The 18,198-nt window shown below is 65.4% G+C and carries 15 protein-coding genes; 7 read left to right on the top strand and 8 right to left on the bottom strand.

Translation table 11 applies throughout. From position 1 onward, the window contains the following. Positions 1-48 precede the first annotated feature (48 nt). From SPR01S_RS11375 to SPR01S_RS11355, 5 genes are all read right to left on the bottom strand, one after another. Positions 49-2,265: an arylsulfatase gene (locus SPR01S_RS11375; protein WP_066589632.1), complete on the bottom strand. Its 2,217-nt coding sequence runs from the start codon at positions 2,263-2,265 to the stop codon at positions 49-51. A 263-nt stretch (positions 2,266-2,528) separates the two neighbouring features. Further along, on the bottom strand, positions 2,529-3,353 hold the full coding sequence (locus SPR01S_RS11370) for a PP2C family serine/threonine-protein phosphatase (protein ID WP_066589627.1): 825 nt from the start codon (positions 3,351-3,353) through the stop codon (positions 2,529-2,531). Between the two features lie 24 nt (positions 3,354-3,377). Further along, complete coding sequence (locus SPR01S_RS11365; protein WP_066589624.1) at positions 3,378-4,322, bottom strand: aldo/keto reductase; 945 nt, start codon at positions 4,320-4,322, stop codon at positions 3,378-3,380. Beyond that, a complete protein-coding gene (locus SPR01S_RS11360; RefSeq protein WP_066589616.1) occupies positions 4,319-4,516 on the bottom strand; it encodes a hypothetical protein in 198 nt (65 codons plus the stop codon). Before SPR01S_RS11360 ends, SPR01S_RS11365 begins: the two co-directional genes overlap by 4 nt. Then, positions 4,516-4,815 carry a hypothetical protein gene (locus SPR01S_RS11355; RefSeq protein ID WP_066589613.1) on the bottom strand — a complete coding sequence of 100 codons (300 nt, stop codon included), beginning with the start codon at positions 4,813-4,815 and terminating at the stop codon, positions 4,516-4,518. Before SPR01S_RS11355 ends, SPR01S_RS11360 begins: the two co-directional genes overlap by 1 nt. A gap of 104 nt (positions 4,816-4,919) precedes the next feature. Here SPR01S_RS11355 and SPR01S_RS11350 point away from each other — a divergent pair, with 104 nt between their 5' ends. The 5 genes from SPR01S_RS11350 to SPR01S_RS11330 all read left to right on the top strand — a co-directional run bounded on the left by SPR01S_RS11350 (position 4,920) and on the right by SPR01S_RS11330 (position 11,981). After that, entirely contained in the window at positions 4,920-5,879 is a 960-nt protein-coding gene (locus SPR01S_RS11350; RefSeq protein ID WP_066589610.1) for an ArsR/SmtB family transcription factor, read from the top strand. Further along, positions 5,879-6,817 (top strand): methylenetetrahydrofolate reductase, encoded by a 939-nt coding sequence (metF, locus tag SPR01S_RS11345; protein ID WP_066589603.1) that lies wholly within the window; start codon positions 5,879-5,881, stop codon positions 6,815-6,817. The genes SPR01S_RS11350 and metF overlap by 1 nt, the downstream gene beginning before the upstream one ends. Before the next feature lie 92 nt (positions 6,818-6,909). Next, positions 6,910-7,956: a homocysteine S-methyltransferase family protein gene (locus SPR01S_RS11340; RefSeq protein WP_066589642.1), complete on the top strand. Its 1,047-nt coding sequence runs from the start codon at positions 6,910-6,912 to the stop codon at positions 7,954-7,956. A gap of 99 nt (positions 7,957-8,055) precedes the next feature. After that, on the top strand, positions 8,056-10,713 hold the full coding sequence (gene metH, locus SPR01S_RS11335) for a methionine synthase (protein ID WP_066589638.1): 2,658 nt from the start codon (positions 8,056-8,058) through the stop codon (positions 10,711-10,713). Between the two features lie 332 nt (positions 10,714-11,045). Beyond that, the gene (locus tag SPR01S_RS11330; RefSeq protein WP_066589596.1) at positions 11,046-11,981 is read left to right on the top strand and encodes a right-handed parallel beta-helix repeat-containing protein; all 936 of its coding nucleotides are present in this window, start codon (positions 11,046-11,048) and stop codon (positions 11,979-11,981) included. Between the two features lie 157 nt (positions 11,982-12,138). Here SPR01S_RS11330 and SPR01S_RS11325 read toward each other — a convergent pair whose 3' ends face one another. After that, positions 12,139-12,489 (bottom strand): VOC family protein, encoded by a 351-nt coding sequence (locus tag SPR01S_RS11325; RefSeq protein ID WP_066589594.1) that lies wholly within the window; start codon positions 12,487-12,489, stop codon positions 12,139-12,141. Beyond that, positions 12,486-14,126, bottom strand: a complete 1,641-nt coding sequence (locus tag SPR01S_RS11320; protein WP_066589587.1) for an alkaline phosphatase family protein — start codon at positions 14,124-14,126, stop codon at positions 12,486-12,488. The genes SPR01S_RS11325 and SPR01S_RS11320 overlap by 4 nt, the downstream gene beginning before the upstream one ends. Positions 14,127-14,206: 80 nt before the next feature. Here SPR01S_RS11320 and SPR01S_RS11315 point away from each other — a divergent pair, with 80 nt between their 5' ends. Both SPR01S_RS11315 and bla read left to right on the top strand, forming a co-directional pair. Continuing rightward, entirely contained in the window at positions 14,207-16,240 is a 2,034-nt protein-coding gene (locus SPR01S_RS11315; protein WP_066589584.1) for a protein-disulfide reductase DsbD family protein, read from the top strand. Beyond that, on the top strand, positions 16,240-17,076 hold the full coding sequence (gene bla / locus SPR01S_RS11310) for a subclass B3 metallo-beta-lactamase (RefSeq protein WP_084251122.1): 837 nt from the start codon (positions 16,240-16,242) through the stop codon (positions 17,074-17,076). The genes SPR01S_RS11315 and bla overlap by 1 nt, the downstream gene beginning before the upstream one ends. 247 nt (positions 17,077-17,323) lie before the next feature. Here the strand turns inward: bla and SPR01S_RS11305 are convergent, their stop codons facing one another. Further along, positions 17,324-18,142 carry a DoxX-related protein gene (locus SPR01S_RS11305; RefSeq protein WP_169803422.1) on the bottom strand — a complete coding sequence of 273 codons (819 nt, stop codon included), beginning with the start codon at positions 18,140-18,142 and terminating at the stop codon, positions 17,324-17,326. Positions 18,143-18,198: the final 56 nt, after the last annotated feature.

The raw sequence follows: 18,198 nt of genomic DNA, 5'->3' as shown, positions 1-18,198 counted from the left end.
TTCGCGGCTCCCTCCCTCTCCCACAAGGGGAGAGGGAATTTGATCACTTCACTCCCGTGCCAGCAGCGCCTGCGCCGCGCCCTCTGCATCGCCTTGCTCGTCCTCGATCGTGACGACGACCTTCGCCAGCTCTCCGGTGAAGGTGAACGGCGCCTCATAGCGCGATACCGGGCTCGACCGGTCGTGGCCGATATCGAGCCCCGACCAGCTGATGAAATTGACGAAGCCGAAGCGGATCGTACCGCTGCCGATCGGAGCGCCGTCGCAGCGCAATTCGGCCTGCACGGGAGCGCCATGGGCGACATGGACCGAGAATATGTGTTCGCCCGCCGGCACCGGCGCGTCGGACGATACGATCTGGTGCTCGCCGACATTGACGTCGAAGTGGAGACGCCCATCCTTGAGGTAGAGGCTGTAGCCGCAGGTCGCGTCGCCATGCGCGATCAGCACGCCTTCGTCGCCCGATTTCACCGTCGCATACGCCTCAATGCGATACGAGCGCGCGCGGAGGTCGGGCGCGATGTCGGTCGGGATGTGCCCCATCCCTTTGTGGAAAGTGAAGACGCGGCGGTCGCCCAACCGCCGCGCGGCATTCTCGGCGAACCGCGGGCCGAACCGGTCGTCGAGCGGCAGCACCTGGTGCGCCTCCGCCTGTTGCCACCACAGGTCGATCAACTCGGCCAGCTTGTCGGGCTGTTCCGCGGAGAGATCGTGCGTCTCGGCGAAATCGCGCGACAGGTCGAACAATTCCCATTTGTCGGCGTCGTACGGCGTGCCCGGCGGGTGGAACGCCACCGCTTTCCAGCCGCGATGGATAATCCCGCGATGCCCGAACATCTCGAAATATTGCGGCGTGTCGCGTTCCGGCGCGGCGGCGTCGGTCAAGGACGCGGCGAAGCTGACGCCCTCGATCGGCATCTGCTCGACGCCCGCGATACCGGCGGGTGCATCGATCCCGATGAGATCGAGCAGGGTAGGGACCAAGTCGACCGCATGGGCGAATTGGTGCCGCACTTCACCGCGCGCGGGCAGGCGGCTGGGCCAGCTTACCACCAGCGGATCGCGGATGCCGCCGCCATGGGTGTTCTGCTTGTAGCGTCGCACCGGCGTGTTCGACGCCATCGCCCAGCCGAGCGGAAAGTTCGAATGCGTGTCTGGCCCGCCGATATCGTCGATCCGCGCGATCTTCTCCTCGATCGTCTCGGGACGCATATTGTACGGCCCCATCGCGTTGATGAAGCCGTAGCCGAGCCCTTCCTGACTGGCGCCATTGTCCGACAGGACGAGCACCAGCGTGTCGTCGCTCAGCCCGGCGGCGTCGAGGAAAGCGGTCAGCCGCGCGATGTTCTGGTCGGCATGATCGAGCATCGCCGCATAAGCACCCTGGAGCCGCGTGAAGAGCCGTTTGGCATCGGCGTCGAGACTGTCCCAGGGCTGCACGAAATCGTTGCGGGGCGGCAACGTCGTTCCGGTCGGAACCAGCCCCATCTCGATCATCCGCGCCAGCCGTCGCTCGCGCTCGGCATCCCATCCGTCGCAGAACATCTCGTCATATTTCAGAATCAGGTCGCGCGGCGCCTGGTGTGGGGCATGGCACGCGCCATAGGCAAGCCATAGCAGGAACGGTTTGTCGGGCCGTGCGGCGACATGATCGGCGACGTAGCGGATCGCCTCATCGGTCAGATCCTCGGTCAAATGATAGCCGGTCTCATACGTCCCCGGCGCCCTGACCGGCGTATTGTCGCGCACCAGTTCGGGTGCGTATTGGTCGGTTTCGGCGTCCATGAAGCCGTAAAAATGGTCGAACCCGCGCCCCAGCGGCCAGCCGTCATGCGGCCCGGTCGGGCCGGTTTCGTCGAGCGGCGTCACGTGCCACTTGCCGACCATGTAGCTGTTATAGCCGTGCGGCCGCAGCATCTCGGGCAAGGTGCCCGCCTCGCGCGCGATCTTGCCCCGATAGCCCGGATAGCCGCTGTCGAAATTGGCGAGGCACCCCATGCCGACCGAATGGTGGTTGCGCCCGGTCATCAACGCCGCGCGCGTGGTCGAGCACATCGCGGTCGTGTGAAAGCTCGAATAGCGCATTCCGCGCGCGGCGATGGCATCGATCGCCGGCGTCGCGATCGGCGAGCCGTAGCAGCCGAAATCCGACAAGCCGACATCATCGAACAGGATGACGACGATATTCGGCGCGCCGGCCGGAGGCTTGGGTCCCGACGGCCAGAACGGCGCGTGCGGGGCGGCCAACGGGTCGCGGTTCGGCATTGTCACTCTCCTGGCGAGCCGCGTCTGGCGTGCGGGGTCTCGGAACCTGGCTCGTGCTGCGCCCCTAATCCCTCCCCGGCGAAGGCCGGGGCCCAGTCGCGACGTCGTCTCGATGGCGGGATGCCACCTCTTGTTCGCCGAACCTGGGCCCCGGCCTTCGCCGGGGAGGAGTTCAAGGTCGGTGAGCCCGTCCTTAGTCGGTTATGGAGCAAGCCAGATACGGGACAAGAGCCGGCTTACGCGCATTGAACAGCGGTGTCGGTTCAGGCGACCACGCGCAGCCAGATCGCGGTGGCGTCGTCGCCCTGCTTGAAGCGCGGCCAGCGCATGCATTCGGCATCCTCGGCCTCGGCGGCTCGCAGTCGCGCTGCGATGTCGGACAGGCCGTCATTAGTAAGCAGTCCGGGCAGGGCCGCCTGATCGATCAGGCGATAGAGATCGGTCACCGCGACGAACCCGTCGGTCATCAGCAGCAATTCGTCACCGGCCACGCAGGGCTGGCTCGAATAATAGATCTGTTCGGCACCCGCCGGATCGATTCCCAGCACCTGGCGTCCCGGTCGGCTGCGTGCTTGCCGCAGGACATCCAGAACTGGAGCCGCGCGCTTGATCGAGCCTAGGCCGTGGTGCGCGACGCTGCGCGCCAGGTCGGTCTCGTCGTCGCGAATGTCGCGCTGCGGGCCGATCCGCGTCGCTTCGCCGTCGCGGATCAGTAACGCGGCGCAATCGCCGAGCCAGGCGCAATCGACGACATTGTCGGCGACCGCGACTGCCAGGAATGAGGCCGAGGGGATTTCCCAACTCTCGGGCTCACGCGTGCGCTGCTCGGTAAAGCGCGCGGCCACCTGTTCGAATACCATCCGGCAGGTCTGCTCGATCGACCCGTCCTCCGGGGCGGCAGCGAAGGCGCGGTCGGCCTCGGCCGCGATCCAGGCCGCGCCCCCGCGATTGCCGAGCAAGCCCGGTTCGCCCAGGTCGGTCGCGCCGTCGATCACCCAGGCATGGGCGTGGCCCGCGCCGGTGCGGTCGTCATTCGCTTTCGAACTGTCGCCCGCGATGGAAAGCGACTGGATCACGTCGAGGTGCATCTGCCCCTCCGCTTCAAGAGGAGGTCAGGCGCCCGCGGCGTCGAGCTTGTCGAGTTGCGCGGCGCTGAGCGTCAGGTCCATCGCCGGCAGCAATTCCTCGAGCTGCTTGACGCTGGTCGCGCTGGCGATCGGCGCGGTGACGCCGGGTTGCGCCGCAAGCCAGGCAAGCGCGATCTGAGCGAGGGTCGCGCCGGTTTCCGCGGCAACCTCGTCCATCGCCTTGAGCACTGCGGCGCCCTTGCCCTCGAGCAACTCGGTCATCCGGCCGCCGCGCACGCTCTTGCCGAGATCGTCGGCCGAGCGGTACTTGCCCGTCAGGAAGCCCGAGGCGAGCCCGTAATAAGGCAGCACGCCGATATTATGCTCAACGCAATAATCCTGCAGCTCGCCCTCGAACTTGTGGCGGCTGACGAGATTATATTCGGGTTGCAGCACCTGAAAATGCGGCAGGCCGGCGGCGCGCGCGACGTCGTTGGCGGACTTCAACCGCGCCGCGTGAAAATTGGATGCGCCCAGGACAGCGACCTTGCCGGCGGCGACCAGCTTGGCGAACGCCTCCATATAAGCTTCCTGCGGCGTCGCCTCGTCGTCCTGATGCGCGTAATAGAGCGCGATCTGCTCGACCCCGAGCCGCTGCAACGACGCGTCGCAGGCTTCGGCGATCCGCGCGGGCGCCAGCTTCTCGCCCGCCGCGCTGGGGATCATGCCGACCTTGGTCGCGACGTCGACCGTCTTGCCGCTCGACTTGAGCCACTCGCCGATCACCGTCTCCGACTCGCCGCCTTTGTGCCCGGGGACCCAGGCCGAATAGACGTCGGCGGTGTCGACCAGCGTGCCGCCGGCATCGACGAATGCGTCAAGCACGGCGAAGCTGGTCGCCTTGTCGGCGGTCCAGCCGAAAACGTTGCCGCCGAGGCACAATTTCGGCGTATGCAGATGGCTGGCGCCGAGACGGCGAAGATCGGTCATTGCGCGTTTCCTTGGTCGGACGGCGTCGGATCGGAAGGTTGGGCAGGCACCGCATTGTTGGCATCGAGCATCGCGGCGGCGTCGTTCAACGCGCGCTGGTCGTCGGCCGACACCCCGCCGGTATCGTCACGGCTCGAACACGCCGCCAGCCCCACCACCAAGGCGAGGCCGGCGAATGCCAGGCGAGCGCGCATCAATCCTCGATCTCGTTGCCGGCGTCCTTCAGTGCCTGACCGGCATCCTTCTTCGCGTCCTTGGTCGCCTTGTCCATTTTGTTCGACGTGGCATCCATCTTGTTCTCGGCGGCGCCGAGCGCGCTGTCGACCGCGGCGTCGGTGGTATTGACCGCGCGCGCCATCGTTGCGTTGGCATCGCCTGCCATCGTATTGGCAGCCTCGGCCGCCTCGTTCTGCGCCTTCTGACTGCACGCGGCGACGCCGAGCATGGCGATGACGGCGAGCGAGATTGCCAGCGTCTTGGGGGCCTTGGTCATCGGGAAATCTCCTCCGAAATGGGTCGGAAACACCGCTACCGCCGGCACGTTCCGTGCGCAACGCGTTGACGGCATATAAAGATATCTTTATATCTCTATCTGCCATGCCGAATGCCCTCGACATCTTCCGCGCGCTTGCCGATTCGACGCGCCTCAGGATCGTCGCGCTGGTGCGCTCGATGGAGTTGTCGGTCGGCGAACTCGCGCAAGTGCTGGGGCAAAGCCAGCCGCGCGTCAGCCGGCATGTCAAGATATTGTCCGACGCCGGCATCGTCGAGCGCCGCAAGGAAGGCAGTTGGGTGTTCGTCGCGATGGGTGCCCGCGACGTGGTGGCGCCGCTTTGCACCGCGCTCGATGCCTGGGAAGGCGACCGTGCCCAGGCGCGTGCCGAAGCCGATGCGGCGCGGCTAGCGGCGGTGCGCGCCGACCGCGCGGCGCACGCGGCGGGCTGGTTCGAGAGTAATGCCGGCCAATGGGACGCGATCCGCTCGCTCCATATCGCCGAGGAACAGGTCGAGGCCGCGATGGCCGCGGTGCTCGGCGACGCCAGGGTCGAGCGGCTGATCGATATCGGCACCGGCACCGGCCGCATGCTCGAATTGTTCGCTGGCCAGGCCGATCATGCGCTCGGCATCGATCGCAGTTCCGAGATGCTGCGGCTGGCGCGGGCCAAGCTGACCGAGCGCGGGCTCGACAATACCGAATTGCGCCAGGCCGATCTCTACGCGCTGCCGCTCGACAGCGGGACTGCGGACCTTGCGATCCTGCACCACGTCCTGCATTTCGCGCAGACGCCTGACGCGGCGATCGCCGAGGCGGCGCGCGTGCTCGGACCGGGCGGCCGGCTGCTGATCGTCGATTTCGCGCCGCACGGACGCGAGGAGTTGCGGATTCGCGATGCGCATGCGCGCCTCGGCTTTTCCGACGAACAGATGCTCGGCTGGTTCGAGCATTCGGGGCTCGCGCCGGTGCGGACGGAAACGCTCGAGGGCGGCGAACTAACGGTGAAATTGTGGCTGGCGCGCAAGGCAGGCGCGCCGGCGCGTATAGCGGAGGCAGCGTAATGGTTTCGGTCAAGGAGATGGCGGAAGCGCGCCGTGCGCTGGGGAGTCCGTTGTTCGCGGACCTGGCGGGCGACGCTCGGGTCAGCTTCGAATTCTTCCCGCCCAAGACCGAAAAGATGGAAGAAACCTTGTGGGAGTCGGTCCAGACGCTGAGCCCGCTCGGCCCGCGTTTCGTCTCGGTGACTTATGGCGCCGGCGGCTCGACCCGCGAGCGGACGCACGCGACCGTTGCCAGGATCGCACGCGAGACCGATATTCCGGCCGCCGCGCATCTGACCTGCGTCGAGGCGACCAGGGAAGAGATCGACCAGGTCGCCGACGATTACTGGAACGCCGGCGTGCGCCATATCGTCGCGTTGCGTGGCGATCCGCCGCGCGCGGGCGAGAAATATGCCTCACATCCGGGCGGCTATGAGAATGCCGCCGATCTGGTCGCAGGGCTGCGCAAGCTGCATCCGTTCGAAATCTCGGTCGCGGCCTACCCCGAATGCCATCCGGATTCGCCCAATGCGGCCGCGGACATCGACAACCTCAAGCGCAAGCTCGACGCCGGCGCGACGCGCGCAATTACCCAGTTCTTTCACGAGGCGGAGACCTTCTTCCGCTATCGCGATGCGATTGCCGCGGCGGGGATCGACGCGGAAATCGTCCCCGGCATCATGCCGGTGATGAACTTCGCCAGCGTCCAGCGCATGTCGGCGATGTGCGGCACGGCGGTGCCGAGTTGGATGGGTCGCCTGTTCGAGGGGCTCGACGATCATCCGGCGGCGCGGCAACTGGTATCGGCGACGATCGCCGCGGAATTGTGCCGGCGGCTCTATGCCGGCGGCGTGCGCAATTTCCACTTCTACACGCTCAACCGCGCCGAGCTGAGCTACGCGATCTGCCATTTGCTGGGGATCCGGCCCAAGGGCGCGGCGAAGGCGGAGGCGGCTTGAGTAGTCGCCCCGGCGGAGGCCGGGGCCGCCGGGTTGGCTGGCGAGAAATAACGTAACGGCCCCGGCCTGCGCCTGGGCGACGGGAAAAAATGATGACACCACGTGAAAAACTGCTCGCGGAAGCGCGGAAACGCATCCTGATCACCGACGGCGCGTTCGGCACCGAGATCCAGAACTGGAAACTCGCCGAGGCCGATTATGCCGGTAACCTCGGCCTGAGCCACGACCAGAAGGGCAATAACGACATCCTCGCGCTGACCAAGCCCGAGGTGCCGGCGTCGATCCACCGCGCCTATTTCGAGGCTGGTGCCGATATCGCCGAGACCAACACCTTCTCGGCCAACCGGATCAGCCAGGCCGATTATGGTGCCGAACATCTGGTGCGCGAGATCAATCTCGAAAGCGCGAAGATGGCGCGCGCGATCGCCGACGAGTTCGAGGCCAAGGATGGCCGCCCGCGCTTCGTCGCCGGCGCCATCGGGCCGACCAACAAGACGCTGTCGCTGTCGCCTGACGTCAACGACCCCGGCTATCGCGAGATCGACTTCGATTATCTGAAGGACGTGTATCGCGAGCAGATCGACGCTTTGGTCGAAGGCGGGATCGATTTCGTCCTGATCGAGACGGTGTTCGACACGCTCAACGCCAAGGCGGGGATCATGGCAGCGATCGAGGCAGGGCAGGCGCTCGGCCGCGACTTGCCGATCATGCTGTCGATGACCTTGACCGACTTGTCGGGCCGCAACCTGTCAGGCCATACGGTTGAGGCGTTCTGGCACGCGGTGCGCCACGCCAGGCCGGTGACGATCGGCCTCAATTGCTCGTTCGGGGCGGAGCAGCTCCGGCCGCACGTCAAGGCGCTGGCCGAGATCGCCGACACTCTGATCATGGTCTATCCGAACGCGGGTCTGCCCAACGAGCTCGGTGCCTATGACGAGGCTCCGGCGACCACGGCCGGTCTGGTCGGCGAATGGGCCGAGGCCGGGCAGGTCAACATCCTCGGTGGCTGCTGCGGCTCGACGCCGGAGCACATCAAGGCGATCGCCGATGGCGTGAAGGATCTGGCGCCGCGCAAGATCGTGACGCCGGAAGTACGGACTCGGCTCGCCGGGCTCGAACCGATGACGATGGCGGCGTGAGAGCCGTCACCCCAGCGAAAGCTGGGGTCTTTGAGTTGATAGGGCACGCGCTTGCCGCGTGAGATCCCAGCTTTCGCTGGGATGACGAATGGGAAAACGATGACGATTGCCTCCTCCTCCGCCAATTTCGTCAATGTCGGCGAGCGCACCAACGTCACCGGGTCGGCGGCGTTCAAGAAGCTGATCATGGCCGGCGATTACGCCAAGGCGGTCGAGGTCGCGCGCCAGCAGGTCGAAAACGGCGCCCAGGTGGTCGACGTCAACATGGACGAAGGGCTGCTCGATGCGGTCCACGCCATGACCACCTTCCTCAAGCTGATCGCCGCCGAGCCCGATATCGCGCGCGTCCCCGTGATGATCGACAGCTCGAAATGGGCAGTGATCGAGGCGGGGCTGAAATGCGTGTCGGGCAAGCCGATCGTCAATTCGATCAGCATGAAGGAAGGTGAGGAGCAGTTCCTCGAACACGCCCGCAAATGCATGGCTTACGGCGCCGCGGCGGTGATCATGGCGTTCGACGAGACCGGCCAGGCCGACACCAAAGAGCGCAAGGTCGAGATTTGCGAGCGCGCCTATAAATTGCTGATGGGGATCGGCTTTCCGCCCGAGGATATCATCTTCGATCCCAACGTGTTCGCGATCGCGACGGGCATCGAGGAGCATAACAATTACGGCGTCGATTTCATCGAGGCGACGCGCGAGATCAAGCAGCGCTGCCCCCATGTCCATATCTCGGGCGGCTTGTCGAACCTGAGCTTCTCGTTCCGCGGCAACGAGCCGGTGCGCCGCGCGATGCACTCGGTGTTCCTCTATCACGCCATCCCCGCGGGCATGGACATGGCGATCGTCAATGCGGGCCAGCTCGACGTTTATGACACGATCGATCCCGAACTGCGCCAGGCTTGCGAGGACGTCATCCTCAACAAGGATCCGGACGCCGGCGAACGGCTGGTCGCTCTGGCCGAGAAGTTCCGCGGCACCGACGCCGCCGCCGAGAAGGCCGCCGAGGAATGGCGCGGCTGGGCGGTCGAAAAGCGCCTCGAACATGCGCTGGTGAAGGGCCTCGACCAATATGTCGTCGAAGATACGGAGGAGGCCCGCCTTCAGGCCGCCCGCCCGATCGAGGTGATCGAGGGTCCGCTGATGGACGGCATGAACGTCGTCGGCGACCTGTTCGGGTCGGGTAAGATGTTCCTGCCGCAAGTGGTCAAATCGGCGCGCGTGATGAAGAAGGCGGTGGCGCACCTGCTGCCGTTCATCGAGGCGGCGAAGGAACCCGGCGCCAAGGGCAAGGGCAAGGTCGTGATGGCGACCGTCAAGGGCGACGTCCACGATATCGGCAAGAACATCGTCGGCGTCGTGCTCCAGTGCAACGGGTTCGAGGTCGTCGATCTCGGCGTGATGGTGCCCTGGTCGAAAATCCTCGAGGCGGCGAACGAGAATGACGCCGACATGATCGGCCTGTCGGGCTTGATCACGCCGAGCCTCGATGAGATGGTCACCGTCGCCGAGGAAATGAAGCGCGCCAAGATGTCGATGCCGCTGCTGATCGGTGGCGCGACCACGTCGAAGGTTCACACCGCGCTCCGCATCGCACCGGCTTATGACGGCCCGGTGGTGCACGTGCTGGACGCCAGCCGCGCGGTCGGCGTCGCCACCACGCTGGTCTCGGATACGCAGCGCGACGATTACGTGACCAAGGTCGCCGACGAATATGAAGCCGTGCGCAAGGCGCGCGAGGGCAAGGGGCAGAACGAATTGCTGCCGATCGGCGAGGCGCGAAAGAACGGCTTCAAGGCCGACATGGCGCTCAAGCCGCCCGCCCCCAAACAGCCTGGCAGGCACGTTTATACCGACTGGGACTTGAGCGACTTGCGCGCTTGCATCGACTGGACGCCGTTTTTCCGCGCCTGGGAGCTTGCCGGTACTTATCCCAAGATCCTCGACGACGAAGTGGTCGGGGAAAGCGCGCGGTCGTTGTTCGCCGATGCCAACAAGATGCTCGACCGGATCATCGCCGAGAAATGGCTGACCGCGCGTGCGGTGGTTGGTCTGTGGCCGTGCGTCCGGCACAGCGACGACGTGTTCGTCGACCCGGAGAATGTCTGGAGCCCCGACGAACTCGGCGGCTTCGAATATCTCGGCCTTTCGGAGAATAGCGATCTCGTGCGCCTGCCGATGCTGCGCCAGCAGATCGTCAAGCGTGAAGGCCGGCCCAACATGTGCCTGGCCGATTTCGTCGACCCCGCGGGCGACTGGATCGGCGGCTTCGCGGTGTCGATTCATGGCATTGAGCCGCATCTCGCCCGGTTCAAGGCGGCGATCGACGATTATTCGGACATCCTGCTGAAGGCGCTGGCCGACCGCTTCGCTGAGGCACTGGCCGAGCGGCTGCATCAGCATGTCCGCACCACTTTGTGGGGCTATGCCGAGGGCGAGCAGCTGACCAACGAAGCGCTTATCAAGGAAGAATATCGCGGGATCCGTCCGGCACCGGGTTATCCCGCGTGCCCCGATCACAGCCTGAAGCCGACATTGTTCAAGTTGCTCGACGCGCATCATGCGACCGGGATCAGCCTGACCGAGAGCTTCGCGATGCTGCCGACCGCGGCGGTCAGCGGCTTCTATTTCGGGCATCCGCAGGCGGAATATTTCGGCGTTGCTCGGATCGGCAAGGATCAGGTCGAGGATTACGCGAAGCGGCGCGGGATCCAGCTGCCCCAGGCTGAGCGCTGGCTGCGGCCGAATCTGGATTGAAGTCTTTATTCCCCTCTCCCTCCGGGGGAGAGGGAGGGTGAGGGTGCCAGCCGCAGGCTCGCGCGGCGCTTCGCGCCGCATACCCCTCATCCAAGCTTCGCTAGGCGCCCCGGTAAAGGTCGGGGGCACCAAGCTACGCTATCCTTCTCCGCCAAGGAGAGAAGGAGTGCATGTCGTCGTCACGACTCCTCCCGTTTGTCTCTCCTTGGGGCAAACTCTAGGCGTGTTCATATCTATGGCCGCCGCTTGTCGTGCGACGCGGGTATTAACCGTCATTCCAGCTACCCCAGTCGCATTCCGCGTCCGATAGCCCAGCGCAAAGGAGTCCCTTAATGCGCCGCGCCTTCATCGCCCTGCTTCCACTGCTTGCCACCGCACAGCTGCACGCCGAGCCCGCCGCGGCGCCGTTCACGGTGCAGGAAACCGGGCAGGTCTTCGCTAATCTCGACGATGCGGTGCAGTCGATCCGCATGGGCACGGCTACGATCGTGATCGCGCCGGGTGTCTATCACCAATGCACCGTCCAAGCGGGCGGCAACATCACCTTCAAGGCCGCGGAACCGGGCAAGGTGATTTTCGACGGCGAAACCTGCGAAGGGAAAGCGGCGTTCGTGCTGCGCGGGCTGTCGTCGGTGGTCGACGGCATCGTGTTCCGCAACATGCGCGTGTCGGATGGCAACGGCGCCGGCATCCGCACCGAGATGGGTAATCTGACCGTCCGCAACTCGATGTTTCTCGACAGCCAGGAAGGCATCCTCGGCGGTCAGCCGGCGGGCCAGCAGATCGTCATCGATCGCTCGACCTTTTCCGGGCTCGGCCAATGCGACGAGACGGTCGATTGTTCGCACTCGATCTATCTCGCCAACAAGGGATCGGTGACGATCACGCGCTCGCGCTTCGAGCGCGGCACCGGCGGGCATTACGTCAAGCTGCGCGTGCCGAACCTGACGATCACCGATAACAGCTTCGACGACAGTCAGGGCCGCAAGACCAATTACATGATCGACCTGTCGGAAGGCGGCACCGGCCTGATCGCGCGCAACACTTTCGCCGACGGCCCGAACAAGGAGAACTGGACGGGCTTCATCGTCGTCGCGGCGGAAGGGCGGACCTATTCTTCGGCGGGACTGAAAGTGGTCGACAATGTCGCGACGCTCGCGCCGAATTTTAGTAAGAGTCCTGCCTTCGTGGCGAATGTCGGGCGCGACCGGCTGGACGTGGGGGAGAACCAGTTGGCGGCGGGGATCCGCAAGTACGAAGAGCGCTGAGCGCGTAGGGCGGTCATCAGTTTTCACGCTTCCCCGGCGAAGGCCGGGGCCCAGTTCCACTGTCGTTCGTCGGAGACGGTGCGAGCTAACTCAAGTCGCCGAAGCTGGGCCCCGGCCTTCGCCGGGGAGGCGTATTTTTGCTGGTCCGGTTCGCGTTTTAGGGCCGGTTCGATAGCTGGAACCGATTCCCGTCGGGGTCGTCACCGTCGCATAAGTGCAACTCGCCGAACACCTTGACCGGTCCCATCTTCGCCCCGCGCGCCACCAGATCCTCGCGCGCGGCGGCGACGTCGTCGGCGTGGAACACGATCTTGTGCGGCACTGCGCCATCCCCGCCGGCCGCTCCCTTGCCTGCCGCGTGGATGGCGATGTTGCAGTTGCCCGCGGCCATATCCGCCCAGCCCTCGTCCTCCTCGACCACTTCCAACCCGAACATGTCGCGATAGAAATCGCGCATCGCGGCGAAATTGTGCGTGAACAGGATCACGCGGCGCATGGCGTAGCTCATCGGCAGGTACTGGCGGTGCCGCCATCGAGATCTAGGCAGCGGCCATCGACGTCGCCCGGCTTGAGCGCGAAGCCGAGTACGCCCGCCAGGCTGGGCATTATGTCCACTGTCTCGATCGACAGCGGCTGCTCGAACCCCTTCATCCCCTTGCGCCAGAACAGGATCGGCACGCGGCGGTCGTAATCCCAGGGCGATCCATGCGTCGCCACCGCGCCGGGATAATCGCCGGGTGGGATCGCGGTGATGCGCGGCTTCAGGAATACCACGAAATCGCCCGATCGCGCCGGGTCGAACGACTCGCGCTCGCGCTGCAACAAGGTCCAGGTTTCGGGCGGGCCGTCGGGCAAGGCTGCCGCCGCGATCTCGGCCTGGGTATAGACGGCGGCGACTTGCGGGTCGGCGCGATAGCGCGCGACGGCGGCAGTGAGTACCTTGGCGCGCTCGCCACCGGTGATCTTGGGATCGATCCAGACGTCGCCATTGGTCACGCCGTAGAGCAACCGGCCGGTCAGGCCCATGTCCTTGGCGATCGCATCGCCGACGGCCTTGGGCGACAGCGCGGCCGCGACCCGGTTAGCCATCGGCATCGCCCGCTCGCGCTCGCGTTCGGGAACGTCGTTGCCGCCGTGATCGGCCGTCAGCGCAACGACATAGTCGACGCCGGTCTTGTCGAGTGCGGCGAACAACTTGCCCAGCGTCTGGTCGAGAGTGGCCAGCTGGATGCACATCTCGGCCCCTTCGGTGCCATAGGTGTGGCCGACATAGTCGGTGGCCGATGCGCCGATCGTCAAAATGTCGGTCGATTTGCCCTGCCCGAGCTTCATGTCGCGAATCATGGCGGTAGCCAGTCCGACCACCGAGCTGTCGAAGGCGGGCGACGCCTTCCACTTGGGTTCGCTGTTGGCGGGCCGTTCGAATTTGCCCGCGCCGACGTTCTGGCCGTTGGCCAGGATCGCGCGGTCGATCGGCTTGCACCAATCGGGTTCGGCATAGGCAGCGCCGGGTTTCGCGATCTCCGCCCTGGCGGCAGTGTTGGCGGCGGTCACCGCGGCCGGTTCGGCACGGCCGGCATAGGAAATGAAGCCCTTGCCGTCGCGCCAGAACCAGAGCTGGTCGACCTTGTGCCCGCCCATCATGATCGCCGCGCGGTCCTTGCCCGCGATCGACACGGTGCGGACATTGGGATCGGCGTCCTTCATCCGCTCACCCAGCGTCGGCACGCGAAGGTGGAGGTCGGACGCAACATAATCCTTGGCCGTGCCTTTCGATGGGTCCTCGGCGCAATAGACCGATCCCGGCCGTGGGCCGGTCCACTCGTACCAGTCGTTGGCGATGATCCCGGTGCGCGTGGGGCGATCGCCGGTCATGATCGTCGAATGGCCTGGGCAGGTTTCGGTCGCGGCATGACTCTGATAGCCCGCAGGGAATACCGCGCCGTCGAGCAGCCGCTTGAACCCGCCGGTGAACCGGTTGCGATATTCGGCGAACAAATCGGCGGAGAATTGATCGACCGAAACGACCACGACCAGTTTCGGTGGCGGTGCTTTGGCAGCGGCGGCGACGGGGGGCGCGTCCTGCGCGGCGAGCGGAGCGGCCGTAACCGCGAGGAGGAGCGGAACGAATTTGGCTAGGCGCATCAGTGGGAAACTCCGCTGGCGGGCTGGGCTAGGTGATGAAGGACCGCTAAGGGGCGGACGGGTCAGGTACAAGAGGTCGCATGCGCGCTTTCGGTTTCGTTCCGATGACAATGATGCTGACGATGATCCTGGCGATCTTCGCCTGGGCCGTGCCGGCGTCCGCGCAGGGCGATCCGGCGAACGACCCGCCGCCGCATCTGAAGATCGAGCTCGTCGCCGAAACGAGCACGCCCAAAGCGGGCAGCACGATCAATCTCGCGCTCGACACGCGGCCGCAGCCGGGCTGGCACGGTTACTGGCAAAATCCGGGCGATGCGGGATTTCCGGCGAAATTCTCCTGGACCTTGCCCAACGGCTTGGCCGCGGGCGACCCGCGCTATCCGGCGCCGCAGCAACTCATTGTCGCCGGGTTGATGAACTATGTGTTCGAGCAGCCTTATGCGGTGATCGTGCCGCTGACCGTGCCCAAGGGCCTGGCTGCCGGAAGCTCGCTGCCGATCAAGCTCCACCTGCAATATCTCGTCTGCACCAAGACCCTGTGCGTTCCCGAGCAGGCTGACCTCTCGACGGTTCTGACTGTCGGCGGCGGGCAGCCCGATCCGGCGCGCGCGGCGCAATTCGCGCAATGGTTGCGCGCGCTGCCGCAGCCGCTGGGATCGCCGGCGACCTACCAGGCGCAAGGCGGCGCATTGCGGATCGCCATCCCTTATCCCGCGAGCGCGGCGGGGAAGGGAGCCTATTTCTACCCGATCACTGCCGATGCGATCGATTATGCCGAGCCGCAAAAGGTGGCGCGCGATGGCGATCGCCTGGTCATCACCACCAAGGGCAAGGGCTCGCCCGGTCCAATCGAGGGGGTGCTGAACGTCGATGGCCATGCCCTCGCGCTGACGGCCGATCGCGGTGTCGTGCCGGCTCCGGCTGCTTCGGCCGCCGGCGGCTGGACCACCGCCTTGCTCGCATTTCTCGGCGCAGTGCTGGGCGGGCTGATCCTCAACGTCATGCCCTGCGTGTTCCCCATCCTGAGCCTCAAGGCGCTGAGCCTGGCGCGCGCCGGTGGCGACGAGCGCGCCGCGCGACACGAGGCGTTGGCCTATACCGGCGGTGCCATCGCCGTCTGCCTGGCGCTCGGCGCGGCGATCCTGGCGCTCCGGGCCGGTGGCAGCGCGGTGGGCTGGGCGTTCCAGTTGCAGGATCCGCGCGTCGTCATGTTGCTGTTGCTGCTCGCCGTCGCGATCGCGCTCAATTTCGCCGGCCTGTTCGAAGTGCCCGTTCCCGCTTTCGTCAACCGAACTGGTAGTGCCGGCGGCGCGTTCGTCACCGGCGCGCTCGCCGCGTTCGTGGCCACGCCGTGCACCGGGCCGTTCATGGCTGCGTCGCTTGGCGCGGCATTGGTCCTGCCCTGGCCCGCTGCGCTGGCGGTATTTGCAGGCCTGGGACTGGGGCTCTCACTGCCATTCCTGTTGCTCGGCTACGTGCCGGCGCTGCGCAAGCGGCTGCCCAAACCGGGCGCCTGGATGGATACGCTGCGCCGCATCCTGTCGATTCCGATGTGGGTGACCGCGGTGGCGCTCGCCTGGGTGCTGGGCAAACAGGCGGGGGTCGACGGCATGGCGCTGGCACTGCTCCTGTCCCTGGGTACGGCGATCGTTTTCTGGGTGGCCGGGCGCCGCCAGGCGAAGGGCTTGGGATTCGGCACCGTGCCGCTTGTGCTGATGTTGATCATCGCTGCCGGCGGGTTCTGGCTGGTCCGCGCGCATCCGGCCGGGGCGAATGCCGTAGCCGCGGGCGAGGAGAAATTCAGCGAGGCGCGGCTCGCGCAATTGCGCGCGCAGGGGCGGCCGGTCTTCGCCTATTTCACCGCCGATTGGTGCCTGACCTGCAAGGTCAACGAACGCGTCGCGATCGACACCGACGCCGTCCACGCCTCGTTCAAGGCAAAGAATGTCGCGGTGCTGGTCGGCGACTGGACAAACGGCGATCCGGTGCTCGGCCGCTTCATCGAAGCGCATAATCGTGCGGGCGTGCCGCTCTACATTTATTATCCCGCCGGCGGCGGCGAGCCGCGCATATTGCCGCAGGTATTGAGCCCGTCTCTGCTGGAGGAATTATGATGACCGTCAGAATGCTGGGCATGGCCATAGCCGGGCTATCGCTTGCCGCGGCGGCGCCGTCCGACGATCCGCCAGCCTGGACACAGCCCACGGCGCCGTTCCGCATCGCCGGCAACATCTACTATGTCGGGACGGCGGGATTGGCATCCTATCTGATCGTCACGCCCAAGGGGCTGATCCTGCTCGATCCGACGATGGAGGAGAATGTTCCGGCGATCGAGGCGAACATCAAGGCGCTCGGCTTCAAGATCTCCGACATCAAGATCCTGCTCAACAGCCACGCCCATTTCGATCATGCCGGCGGCCTGGCCGCGATGAAGCGCGATACCGGCGCGAAGCTCGACGCGATGGAACAGGACGTCTGGGCGCTCGAGAACGGCAAGCATTTCGGCGACCAGAATTATGTCGGTACGTTCCCGCCGGTGAAGGTCGACCGCCGCCTGAAGGACGGGGACAAGGTGACGCTTGGCGGCGTGACGATGACTGCGGTGCTGACCGCCGGACACACGAGCGGCTGCACAACCTGGACGACGACCGTGAAGCTGAAGATCGGCGTGAAGAGTGTTGTCTTCCCGTGCAGCCTGTCGGTCGCCGGCAACAAGCTATACGGCAACAAGACCTATCCGGGCATTGTCGCCGATTACCGCGCGAGCTTCAAACGACTCGCCGCGATGAAGGCGGACATCGTGCTGACCGCACACCCCGAATTGTCCGACGTGATGGGACGCAAGGCGAGCGGAAAGTGGCTGACGCCAGACCTGCTGCCGAAGATGGTCGCGGAGTCCAAGGCGGCGTTCGACAAGGAGTTGCTCAAGCAGCAGGCGATCGCGAAGTAGGGGCGGCCTGGGTCGGGAGCATAAGCTGCCTGGCGGCTTACGACCCAATCTCGGACGCCAGATCCTATTCTGAACGAACGACGGCTTACGGGGTTCGTCAGACGTTGTGGTTAAGCGTCAGCTTCACTGCGGTTGCCGTTAAGCCGATCGTTGCCTTCCCACCAGTTTCCGACATTCCATGCCCACATGAACGGAGGTCCGCTTTCGGGGTAAGGGCAAACATCATCGACCGTCTGATGATAGGGCGCTAAGCGGACTTTGCGGGTCCGATTGACGCCCATCGGGCAGCGAGCTGTGCAACGCTGCTCGTCAGGAGCAGTGCAATGAAAAGCATGGTCCATTGCAGCCTGCTCGTGGGCGCCGACGCCACACCGGGCAGGTGCACCAGCAGCACGAAGGAGAGCATCATCGCGGCCTCGATCGCAGCGGCGATGATGGGCGCAGCGCCGACGACCAATAGCACGCCCGCCGCGACATGGATCGTACCCGTCAGATAAGCTAGCGCCAAACGAGCCGGCAGCCAGGCAGGAACCATCTGGGCGGTGAATTTCGCATAAGCGAAATGCGACAGGCCATAAACGAGCATGCAGGTGCCCAATCCCGCCGACAACAGGCGCAGATAGCGATGGTTCGACACCGTCGCCGCGGTCAGGCCGATCGCGATCCCCGCGCATTCGGCGACGCCGAGCAGGCCGGGAATCCCGCCGCCCGTCGCGATCCAGATCGGGAGGTGCAAGGCCAGCACCCATAGCCCGATCCAGAAGCTGGCCAACCGCAATCCGATCGATCGCCTAATGCCCGAAAGAACCGACAGTCCGGCGAGCAGCAAAATGCCTCCCGAGGCGATGCCGATAGGGGCGCGCATTTCGGGCACAAGCGTCAACGGCTGCCATTGCAGCAATCCATCTCGATAGGCCAGATTGAGCGCGGCAAGGCCAAGCAGAGCAATCCCGCAGCCGAATGTCGCTAACCGCCAGACGATCGACATAAAGGTCCGAGCGCGCCGCGCCTCTTGGCTCGATTCAGCCCCAAACGCTGCATGAGACGAGACGATAGATTTGGCCATGCCTGCCCCCCTGTCAGACCGGAGTCTTAGGCCGGCGCCAGCGGGAAGCCCCATCG

Source organism: Sphingomonas pruni NBRC 15498 (assembly GCF_001598455.1).
Lineage (GTDB): Bacteria > Pseudomonadota > Alphaproteobacteria > Sphingomonadales > Sphingomonadaceae > Sphingomonas > Sphingomonas pruni.
Note: the sequence above shows the minus strand (reverse complement) of the source record. Positions and strands in the feature narration are given on the sequence as shown.